Annotated in this window: 7 protein-coding genes and 5 pseudogenes; 5 read left to right on the top strand and 7 right to left on the bottom strand. The window is 67.7% G+C overall.

Annotated elements, in window-relative coordinates; translation table 11 throughout:
• Positions 1 to 417 precede the first annotated feature (417 nt).
• A complete protein-coding gene (locus ACH4LD_RS32790; protein ID WP_398059866.1) occupies positions 418 to 657 on the bottom strand; it encodes a hypothetical protein in 240 nt (79 codons plus the stop codon).
• A gap of 219 nt (positions 658 to 876) precedes the next feature.
• Positions 877 to 1,536 (bottom strand): annotated as a pseudogene (locus ACH4LD_RS32785) (transposase); the annotation flags it as partial.
• Between the two features lie 129 nt (positions 1,537 to 1,665).
• Between ACH4LD_RS32785 and ACH4LD_RS32780 the strand changes: the two are divergent.
• Positions 1,666 to 2,961: pseudogene (locus ACH4LD_RS32780) on the top strand (ISAs1 family transposase).
• A 29-nt stretch (positions 2,962 to 2,990) separates the two neighbouring features.
• On the opposite strand, the pseudogene ACH4LD_RS32775 reads toward ACH4LD_RS32780, so the two are convergent.
• Positions 2,991 to 3,482, bottom strand: a pseudogene (locus ACH4LD_RS32775) (helix-turn-helix domain-containing protein); the annotation flags it as partial.
• Between the two features lie 69 nt (positions 3,483 to 3,551).
• Between ACH4LD_RS32775 and ACH4LD_RS32770 the strand changes: the two are divergent.
• From ACH4LD_RS32770 to ACH4LD_RS32760, 3 genes and pseudogenes are all read left to right on the top strand, one after another.
• On the top strand, positions 3,552 to 4,052 hold the full coding sequence (locus ACH4LD_RS32770; protein WP_398059868.1) for an SMI1/KNR4 family protein: 501 nt from the start codon (positions 3,552 to 3,554) through the stop codon (positions 4,050 to 4,052).
• Positions 4,053 to 5,107: 1,055 nt separating this feature from the next.
• Entirely contained in the window at positions 5,108 to 5,488 is a 381-nt protein-coding gene (locus ACH4LD_RS32765; protein ID WP_398059870.1) for a hypothetical protein, read from the top strand.
• Between the two features lie 48 nt (positions 5,489 to 5,536).
• Positions 5,537 to 5,641: pseudogene (locus tag ACH4LD_RS32760) on the top strand (IS5/IS1182 family transposase); the annotation flags it as partial.
• 230 nt (positions 5,642 to 5,871) lie between these two features.
• On the opposite strand, the gene ACH4LD_RS32755 reads toward ACH4LD_RS32760, so the two are convergent.
• The 4 genes from ACH4LD_RS32755 to ACH4LD_RS32740 all read right to left on the bottom strand — a co-directional run bounded on the left by ACH4LD_RS32755 (position 5,872) and on the right by ACH4LD_RS32740 (position 8,979).
• On the bottom strand, positions 5,872 to 6,519 hold the full coding sequence (locus tag ACH4LD_RS32755; protein WP_398059871.1) for a GNAT family N-acetyltransferase: 648 nt from the start codon (positions 6,517 to 6,519) through the stop codon (positions 5,872 to 5,874).
• A gap of 105 nt (positions 6,520 to 6,624) precedes the next feature.
• Positions 6,625 to 7,485 carry an NACHT domain-containing protein gene (locus tag ACH4LD_RS32750; RefSeq protein WP_398059872.1) on the bottom strand — a complete coding sequence of 287 codons (861 nt, stop codon included), beginning with the start codon at positions 7,483 to 7,485 and terminating at the stop codon, positions 6,625 to 6,627.
• 439 nt (positions 7,486 to 7,924) lie between these two features.
• Positions 7,925 to 8,203, bottom strand: a complete 279-nt coding sequence (locus ACH4LD_RS32745) for a hypothetical protein (protein ID WP_398059873.1) — start codon at positions 8,201 to 8,203, stop codon at positions 7,925 to 7,927.
• A gap of 527 nt (positions 8,204 to 8,730) precedes the next feature.
• On the bottom strand, positions 8,731 to 8,979 hold the full coding sequence (locus ACH4LD_RS32740; protein ID WP_398059875.1) for a zeta toxin family protein: 249 nt from the start codon (positions 8,977 to 8,979) through the stop codon (positions 8,731 to 8,733).
• Between the two features lie 9 nt (positions 8,980 to 8,988).
• On the opposite strand from ACH4LD_RS32740, the pseudogene ACH4LD_RS32735 reads away from it, so the two are divergent.
• A pseudogene (locus tag ACH4LD_RS32735) lies at positions 8,989 to 9,980 on the top strand (transcriptional regulator); the annotation flags it as partial.
• Positions 9,981 to 10,363: the final 383 nt, after the last annotated feature.

Genomic DNA, 10,363 nt, shown 5'->3' with positions numbered 1-10,363 from the left:
GCGCCGCGGCTGCCCGGCGCCGCCGCCCACCCCCCCCCGCGCGCCGTGGCGGGAGAGGCCGTCCTTCGACTCGCCCCGGGGCGGGGGGGGGGGGGGGGCGGCCCCCGCCCCCCCCCCGCCGGTGAAGGTCAGATGCAGTCACACGGGTTGGACGGGTAGCTGATCGTGACCACCGCCGTGTCGGTGCCCTCGTCCCCGGCCAGCTCGACAACGTCCAGCTCGAATTCCTCGGCCGTGGTGTTCATTGCTCGGCTCCTCACTCGTCGCCCGGGCGACGCTTGTCTCGGACAGGCGCGCAGCGCCCTGCCGGCTCTCTTTCTCGGGCGGACGCACGCATATGCCCGTCAACGGCGGGCCGTTCACTTTCGGACACCCAGATGTGCCCGTCCTTACCCGGATGACGAGGAGGACCGGACGTCATGGCGCCGGCGGATGCCTCACCGCCGGCCCCCGCGCACGGCGGGCGGTGCCGGGCCGGCACGTCCGGGCGTCGAAGCGACGGGGGCAGCCGGACAGGTCGAAGGTGCCGGCGAACGCCCCGAGGACGCCCCAGCCGGGCCGGCGGTCATGGCCGGTGAGGAAGCGCACGCCGTGCGCGTCGGGCACGTGGCGCTGGCAGCCGCTCTGCGGGCGGGCACGGACATCCCGTGCAGGCATACGAAGCGCGTGGCGGAGGTGCGGGCGCCGTCGGGGCGCTCCCGCTCACCGACGGCGATGCCGGTTCTGGAGACCGTCGGGAAGGGTATGACACGTACGGCGTAACAGAAAGCGCCGGGGCTCGCCCTCCACGCGCGGGAGGTGGTCGTCTCCGGGAACCGCGGGCCCCAGGGCCGGTGCTGGGGGCCTGCGGTTCCCGGGGGCGTGCCTAGTGCCGCATCAGGCAACGTTCGCCCTGTCCACGACGTCGCGAAGGCGCTCGCCTTGGGCATGTTTGTTCCGCCAGATGATGTAGCGGCGGATCATGCTGCCCTGCTCCTTATGGCTGGCGTGGTCGGTGCCGTCGAGGGTGAAGTAGCGCAGGGCCGTGAACTGGGCCTCGATCCGGTTCAGCCACGATGAATTGGTCGGGGTGTAGGCGATCTCGACGTTGTTCGCCTCGGCCCAGTCCGACACCCGACGGCACCGCTCCGTGGTCAGGTGCGGCGAGTAGTTGTCGCACACGATGGCGATGCGCACGTCGGCCGGGTGGAGACTGCGCAGGTAACGGCAGAACTCCAGGAACTTCGAGCGATTCTTGGTCTTCTTGATGTGCCCGTAGAGCTGGTCTTTGCCCAGGTCGTAGGCCGCGAACAGGTGCCGGACCCCGTGCGGGCGGGTGTAGGTGGCCCGGCGGCGCGGCCTCGGCTCGCGATCGGGGTCCTTGCCCTTGCCGCCGCGCTCAGCCCACTGGCGTCCGGGGTGGGGCTGCAGGTTGAGCGGGCCGAACTCGTCCATGCAGAAGATGACATCTGGCTCGCCGTTCTCGGGGACGACCTCGCCGTCGGCGATGGCGTAGAGGTGTTCGACACGGGCCTTCTTCGCTTCGTAGTCGGGATCAGGGCCCCGGCGTTTGCCCGGATCGCCCCAGCCTGGGCCGGTTGATCATGCTGGCGGGCCCTGTAAGCAGATGAACACGGCACCTGTGGATCATGGAGTTCTCTACGCTGCAAGATCCACGAAGGTGCCGTGTTCGTTCCTCCATCATCCCCTGCCGTCGTTCCCGTCTCTCCGGCGCCCCGCCTGGAGGCCCTCGGCTCGGATGCCGCGCGAGGCCAAGTCCGTGGCGCGGTTGCCGAGTTCGCGTCGGCCACCGATCCTCGCGGGGCGTGCGGGGTGCGCTACCGGGTCTCCTCGCTGCTGGCCCTGGTGGTCTGTGCGATGACCCCGGCGGGCCATGACTCCATCACCGCGGCGGCGGAGTGGTGCCAACGCGCCGACCCCGAGGAACTGGCCGCTTTCGGTCTGCCCTACCATCCGTTGCTCGGCCGCTACCGGATCCCGAGTGAGAAGACCTTGCGCACCGTTCTGGGGCGGCTCGATCCCGGTGAGGTCAGCGCGGCTGGCTACGACCACCTGCGGCCCTTGCTGTCCACGGTGTCCCACTCTCCCGAGCCGCTCATGCCCGACGGCGGTATCGAACGCGAACAGCGCCGCGCCCACCGGGCGGCCGCCCGCGCCGAACCGGTGCGCTCCCGGCGCCGGGCCATCGCGGTGGACGGCAAGTGCCTGCGCAGTGCGAAACGCCCGGACGGCAGCAGGGTCTTCGTGCTCTCCGCCGTCCGGCACGGCGACGGCATCACCCTCGCTTCCCGCGAGATCGGCGCGAAGACCAACGAAATCCCCGAGTTCCAACCCCTGCTCGACCAGCTCGACGACGCCGATCTCAAGGGGGCCGTCGTCACCGCCGACGCCCTCCACACCCAACGCGACCACGCCACCTACCTGCACGAACGCGACGCCCACTACCTGCTGACCATCAAGAACAACCAGCGCAGCCAAGCCCGTCAACTCCATGCCCTGCCCTGGAAGGAGATCCCCGTCATCCACCGTGACGACGCCCGCGGCCACGGGCGCCTCGAACAGCGTCGCGTCCAGGTCGTCACCGTCAACGGCCTCCTCTTCCCCCACGCGGCCCAGGTCCTGCGCATCCAGCGCAGACGCCGTCTCTACTGAGCGAAGAAGTGGTCCAGCGAGACCGTCTACGCCATCACCGACCTGCCCGCCGAGGAGGCGAGTGCCGCCGAGATCGCTTCATGGGCTCGCGGGCACTGGACGGTGGAGAACACCGTCCACTGGTGTCGGAATGTGACCTTCAACGAGGACAAGTCCCAGGTCAGGACCCACAACACGCCCTCGGTCCTCGCCGCCGTCCGCGACCTGGTCCGCGGTGCGCTCAAGCTTGCCGGGTACGTCAACACCGCTGCCGGCCGCCGGGCCCACACCGAACGCACCCTCGTCCTCAGCCTCTACGGCATCACATGATCAAACCGGATGACCCGGGCAAACGCCGGGGCCCTGTAGTCGGGATCGTTCGAGGACTTCCAGGTCTTCACGCGTTGAAAGGAGACACCCTCCTCGCGGAGCACAATGCGCAGACCCTCGTGGCTGATGTCGTCGACCACCCCCTCGGCGACCAGGAAGTCGGCCAGCTTGACCAAGCTCCAGGTCGAAAACGGCAGGCCGTGCTCGACCGGCCTGGACTTGGCGATCTTCTTGATCTCGCGCCGCTCAGGCAACGAGAAGGTTCTGGGACGGCCGCCCTTGTACTTCGGATACAGCGAGTCGAAGCCGTCCGCGTTGAAGTTATGGATCACGTCGCGGACCCGGTCCGCGCTGGTGAACGTCACCGCTGCGATCTTGTCTACCGGCATGCCCTGCGCGGAGAGCAGCACCATCTGTGCCCGCCGCCAGGTCACCACGGACCCGGTGCCCCGGCGAACGATCTGCAATAACCGCCGCCCCTCGTCGTCATCGATCTCCCGTACACGGACACGTTCAGCCACGTGATCATTCTGGACGCCTGAGCCTCCTCTGGAGGTCAACCGCAGCCCATAGCTCCTACGATTCGAGTCATGGCTCGTTCTGACGATGTGCTGCCCGCGTTCTGGGACGCCGGCAGCAACCATGGGGTGCAGCAGCCGCTGACTGATCAGGCTGTGCGGGACGCCGAGCGACTGCTCGATGTCACCCTCCCAGCTTCACTGATTGATCCGTTGCGCGTTCAGAACGGCGGCAAGGTGACAGGTGCTCGGAACGCTTTCCGGACAGACAAGCCGACCTCCTGGAGCGAGGACCACGTCCCGTTCGACCATGTGATGGGCATCGGCCACCGCGAAAGCACAGTCTCGTTGCTCGATAGTCCCTACCTGGTCGAGGAATGGGGTCTGCCCGCGCCTGTCGTGCTCCTCTCGGGCGACGGACCCTGCTGGATCGCGCTGGACTACCGGGCGTGCGGCCGACACGTGGAACCTTCAGTCGGATGGTTCGACGCTGACTTCAGCGTGGAGTTGGCCCTCGCCGCGGACTTCGGATCATTCGTCGAGGGCCTCACTTCCGCCAGCGACTTCGGCTGAAGCGCCACCGCGAGACATTCGGCTGACCTCGCGAGCAGCAGGACGGTTCCCGCCAACGTCACGGAAGGCGAACATTGCCTCATGCGGCACTAGGCCCTGTCGTCAAACTCCCGTCTGCCGCGCGACGCCATGCACGCACTCTCGCCGCACCGGCCCCAGACCCGAGTACGCCCAGTACGAGGGCCTGTGGCCGGCACGGCGAAAGCACGCACCTGACGCCGCACGGCCCGCCCTCCGGGCGGACGACGGGAGTTTGACGACAGGACCTAGTTGGCCACTCCGAGCGTGGCAGTTGGCCGGCGCTCTCTCCATCTCAGCAGAGAGAGCGCCGGTTAGAACAAGCACAGTCTCAGTGGTGGATCAAGAGTTCCCGCAGCAGTCGGAAGAGGTTCGTGGCGGCAGAGACTGCCACTAGAACCACACTCCACCGGGGCTTTGGGTTGCGCGGCTGCCGCGAGGTACCGTCAGGGGACACGAGGCGTCACCTCTCTGATGGTGATCTTCGGTGCCCGTCGGGGCGAGTCGAAGCTGTCCAGGCCACTCGCATCGACGGGCTTCTTGGTGCCCCTATGGAATCAATAGATCGGCGTTTCGCGAATTCCATCTTCGCTTTTCCGGCGCGGATATACCAAGCGGTGCCAGTGGTACTGGTGAGAGAAAAGATGAATCGAATCAGGCCACATCTGAATTGTGAAGTTACTCGTCGCGTCCGGTCTCTCCGCTCTCGCATGCCGGCCAAAGTAAGGCAAATGCCACATTTTTGTGGGCTGCTAGCACTTCCTCCACCTGCGCATTCGCTCATCAGAAGCGGCTTGAAAGTGGCTCAAGAGAGCGGCCGACACTCAGCGCGGGGTGGCCAACTGGAGCGTCCAACGGGCGTCGGCAGGGTAGCGCGGACGGGGGCCAAGAGTCGGATTTCGGGTGATCTCGTCGTCGGTACGGCGGGACTGCGGTGAGGTTGGCTCATGGAGTCCTCGGATCGCGGTGCTGTACGCGAAGGCGGGCCGGTGTGGTCGCACGCCTGCGCGCTCGACGAGCTGTTCCTGCCGTAAGCCGTGCCCGAGGAGGCCGTCGGCTGGCTCGATGATGCCCCGGACTGGCTGTGTACGTGGACGACGGTCTGGAAGGCGGGCAAGGTCGAGGTCATCGTGCCCGCACGCGACCTCGCCGACGGGCCGACGGGGTTGTCCGTTCCGGTACGCCGGTTCTCGTGGCGAGCTGGTCAGAGGCACCGGTCGGGGCTGGAGTTCCTGGTCTCCACCGGTCGCCAGCACGGGTTCGAGAGCCTGGTGGAGCGGCGGCTACTGTTGGTCCTGGACTTCGCCGGCGGGGTGGTCGAGGTGCTGTCGCAGCCGTTCCGCCTGCGGTTTCCCAGGCCGGCGGCGCCGACTCGCACATCCCGGACTTCCTGGCGCTCAGAACTCCTAACGAAATGATCTTCGAGGTGGTTGGATCACTCTGGGTCTGGTGATCTGGGGGTGCGGGTGGCTCGGCCGAAGCCGTGGGAAGTCGACGACGAACTGTGGGCGGTGATCGAGCCGCTGCTGCCGAAGGTCGAGCGTCGGATCCGGCATCCGGGTCGCAAGCGGCATCCGGAGCTTCCCGGCGCGGTAGCGTTCCGCCGTCCGGCGCGAGGCGCCCAGGCGCTTCCGCCAGGGAACGCCGTGAACGTGCCCGGACCCGCAGCGAGAAGGGCCTCCGGTGGGGCGGGCGACCGCTCGCCACTGCGGCCTGACCCACAGCACGGTTTGCAGCGTCGCCCTAATCTGGACTCGTCGTTCGACAGACCATCCGGGATGATCTCCGCGCCGTTACACGGTCAGGCCAGGCCGAACCATGGCAGGCACTCCGGCAACCCTTCCGTCTTCACGGGGACCAGTTGGTGTTGTTGCCACTGTTCAGCAGTGAGGCGGAGCCTGCGCAGCACGGCAGGCTTTGCGCGTACGGCATGACGCTCAGTGCCGTCCTCGCGATAGCCAAGCTTGCGGGAAACCGCCAGCGAGGCTGCGTTGTCTGCATATGCCCCAGAGACAGCGTGCTGTGCACCGAGTCCGGCGAAGGCCAGGTGGAGGACGGCCGCGCGCATCTCGGTCCCCAGGCCCTGGCGGTGGTAGGCCCTGCCCAGCCAGGAGCCCGTGCCTACTTCACGGCGGACCGAAAAGTCCCGGGCACCGATGCCCTGAGTACCTACGACGATCCCGTCACGCACGACCACCAGGTTCAGCTCCCAGTTCTCCGGCTGCCACTCGCCCCAGCAGCGCCAGTGGTACTGCAGGACACTCTGAGCACGCTGTTCGGGCCCGACATCGGTCCATGCCACGGTGAACGGCTGCACCGCCGGGTCGTGCACACCATCGGCGGCCAACGAAGCCAAGGCCGCGAGATCATCTAGGTTCGGCAATCGCAGCTCCAGGCGCGGCGTGGTCAACCGCAGGCCCGCAAGCGGCCAGTGGGTTAGCAGGGTCATGACCAGGGATTCTTCTCGCCCCAAGCCATCATGACCACTGGATTTCCGAGGGGCGCGTTGCGGATTCCTGAGCCCCCAACCCGGTGGACCTATTCGGTCACGGCACTAGCGACCCCGGGGCAGCGCCTCCTCGTCGGAGTCGGCGTGCAACTGGCAGAGCATGGTGGCCATCAGAGGCACTCTCGCCAGGTTCCGAACGCTGGGGATCCTGACGTGCTCCAAAAGGGAGGTGGTCCTCGCCTCCGGCTCCGGCAGGCGCAGGGCGGTGAACCAGGCGCGGGCGAACCCGGGCAGCTGCTGGGGGTCGAAGGGCAGCAATGAGCAGTAGCGGAACTGCGATTCCGGCGCATCCCGGACGTCAAGGGTGGGCCTGGTCGTCACGACGAACCGGAACTGGTGCGCGTATGCGTCCTGTTCCCGGATCGAGGCGAGCTTACCCAGGACGCGCTGCCACCCCTCCGGGCTCATCACCTCGTCCAAGCCGTCCACCAGCAGCAGCCAGTGCACGCCCGGTGCCGGGGGAGCGGCGAAGAGGTCCTCGCGCATCGGCCTGACCAGCCCGGCGCCGCTCAGCTCCCGGGAGACGGCGTCGTGCAGGAGGCTCACGAAGGGCCGGTCGCCAACCAGATCCGAGGCCCTGACCAGGACGGGGACCGAGTGGTAGAAGTGCTCATCAGTCCACCTTCGGGCGACGGTGATGATCCAGCACCGCAGCAGACTGGACTTCCCGAAGCCCGGTCCGCCGAAGACGATCACATCGTCGAGGCGGTCCAGGAGCGCGTCGGCGGGGGTCCGTGCCTCATCGTCCGGCACCGCATCGAGGCCGCGGTACGCCGTCGCGTGCTGGTGAATGTAGACGGTGGACAGAGGCGGCGGCAGCGTGCCGGGGACCACGCCTTCGCGTTCCTGCTGGTCCACCACGCGCTGCGGGACCTGATGCACCAGGCCGCCCCCAAGGCCGGGCACGATCCTGACCGGGTCTCCTTCACCCGCACCCTTCGCGTCGTCCGCCGCCATGTCACCGGGCAGGCGGCGCTTTCCCCCCTCGCGACTGGCCCGGTCCGTCACCCAGAGCCTGCGTGAGATCACCGAACGGCTGCTGCCCCCACGGCGGTTGCGCTCCAACCCGCGTGTGATCAAACGCAACATGTCCAACTGGGCCCTCAAACGAGCCAAGCACCACAGCCCACGACGGCCACACCCCCCGACGGCCACACCCCCCGACGGTCCGACTGGTCGGGCCAACCAGAGCCACCTCGACCAGCCGGAAAACAATCGGTCGCACAGACCATGCGATTAACGCATCGCGGGCGGACACGGTCCGGACCGCTGCCGGGTCCGGCGCATAACCCTGTCCCTGTCCGGGGGCTGTGAGTTGCGCCAGCCAGCGGATCAGGTCACATCGTCAGAGACGTTCCCATAGGTTGTAACCGTAAAGGTACTGACCGTTCTGGTACTGGGTCGGACCAGGGGAACAGTAGTAGAAGCCAGCCGAGTCACCGGAGTTGAGCCGGTTCGCATCCGCCTGGCAAGCGCTCTGTGCGCCGTCCCAGCTGGTCGCGTAGTAGGTCCGGATGAAGTAGTTGTTGGCGGCCGACGCGGTACCTGCGGTGAACGCCACCGCTCCTGCGGCGAGGGCTCCGGTGAGCCCCATACCGACCACGGCCCTTTTCAAGCGATTCATCGTTCTCCCTCTTCCCGGCCCACTGCTGTTCAGGAGAGCAGTCGGGCGATCGGGCCGGACGCTAACACGCCTAAGTGGCCCCCAACTGACTGCAAGTCACCGGCACTCGCGCACGGAACCCTCCGCTGACCTGCGAGATCGACGAACTCTTCGCCATTGTCTCGGCAGGTGGGCAGACAGTTAGGCCGAAACTCTGCACGAGGCGGCAACGTGTTTGCATGTACGTCCCTTGCCGCTCCGGACGGCTGGGGTCAATGGGCGGCGAGTTGAGGTCCGTGCCCGCTCGAATGGCGGGCCGGTCCGCCATTGAGACGTGGCCGACGACCAGGACGACCACCGCCGCACCCGGCGCGTAGCCCGCCGTGGGTGAGTGGCGAGAAGTGCGGACGCTCGGCCTCTCCGACGGGAATCCGCCCATGCCCAGCGCTCCTACCTGGGTACCGCGGGTCGGCGTAGTGGGAGGCCGTGCCCTGGCGGGAATCGGCCGCGCGCACCGCCAGGACCGCCAACTGCACCCGGTAGCGGGCCTACCGGTACAGGGAAGCGCCGGCGATGAACCCGGCAGCGCTCGCCGGGGCGATCTCGATCACCACGTCACCGCGTCGCTCGCGCACGTACGCCTCGGCCTGTGCCTGCCAGGCCCGGTAGTCCGGGCGGATCCGTGCGGAGGCCGTGCGCGGTTCCTCGCGCAACAGCTGCAGGTAGTCCGGGTGGGAGAACTTGAAGTCGTCGCTCGTGATGTGGGTCGGCCCAGCCCGCAGGCTGCGGCGGACCATAAGTTCGCCCGGCACCACATGCGCACCCCGGCCGAGATGCTGATGGAGGAGCCCTACAACTGGTACCGGCCGCTGACCGATGACGAGTGCATGCAGCCGTACCTGGTTGCCATCGACGTCAACATGGCGTTCGCAGCGGCAGCGAACGGGCTCACCGTCGGCCTGAACGGCCCAACCTACCTGCCGAACAACCGGCGTTCGACCCGGCGCTGCCCGGCTCGTGGCTGGCCGACCTGTCCCACGTCGACCTCTCCCGCGTCCCGGTGGGCGGCCGCACCGTCGATGCCGACCGGCTTCCCTCGCCGTTCACGCCGACCGGTGAGCGCCCCGAGGGACCGGCCTGGTACGCGACCCCGACCGTGGCCTACGCGGTGGAGCTCGGCTTCGACGTCGCGCCGATCGAGGCGTACGTGCGCACCCGGACCGGCCGCTACCTGGACCCCTGGTACAAGCGGCTGCGCGACGCGTACGTGTCGACGATGGCCGACCTCCGCGTCACCACGGACATGGGCGGCCAGGAGTTTCTGGACGCGATGGCCCGCTCGAAGGACGCCGACCCGGCCCTGGCCCTGGTACTGAAGGCGATCAGGGCCACGGCGAAGGGCGGGATCGGCAAGCTGCGCCAGCGCAACCGCGGCCAGGTGCCGTACTACGAGCCGTGGCCGGCCCGGGAGCGCAAGACGTGGCGCCCCGACATCCGGGCCGCCGTCCTGTCCTCGGTCCGGGTCAGCATGCATCGCAAGATGCTGAAGACCGCCGCCGCGGCCGGCGTCTACCCGGTTGCGATCGGCACCGACGCCCTCGTCTACCCCTCGCCCGGCCCGTCCCCGCAGGACTTCCTGCCGCACACGCCGGAGGGTAAGCCCGCCCCGGGCACGTTCCGGCTCGGTGTCTCGCCCGGGATGGTCAAGCATCAGGGCACCCAGACCGTGCTGTGGGCGGAAGCGCAGTTCGAGGAGCACGGCGGCGTGTTCAACATCGCCAACCTCATCAAGATGTAGGTTCTCAGATTCCGCGCCATGTTCTCTCTGACGATGTCATCTAAGTGGCATATATGACGCGGAGCTGAGAGGCGTTGCCCGCCTGTCCGGTCTCACTGGATCTGGTGGTGTCTCATCTGTCTCGGGTGGCAGTCGGTCGATTCCCAGCGTGCGTGGCTGGCCGTGCCCGGTTTTCGCCTTTCAGTGTGGATTGGATCTCATCTGAGCTGGCTTGTCTCACCAGAGCCGTGATGGTCGTTCCATTGGACACGACTGGAGGTGTCCAGCTTCGACGTGGCCTGGGTGGAGTGAGCTGCCCCGAGTTTCGTAGAGTCCGGTGATCTTGTTTCAGGCGGACTGTGGGGTGGCTTGCTGTTGTCGCCACCAGTCACGTTCGTACTCGG

It is taken from the genome of Streptomyces sp. NPDC017676, assembly GCF_044329325.1.
Classification (GTDB): domain Bacteria; phylum Actinomycetota; class Actinomycetes; order Streptomycetales; family Streptomycetaceae; genus Streptomyces.
The sequence above is the reverse complement of the archived record's forward strand: the minus strand, read 5'-3'. Positions and strand labels throughout refer to the sequence as shown.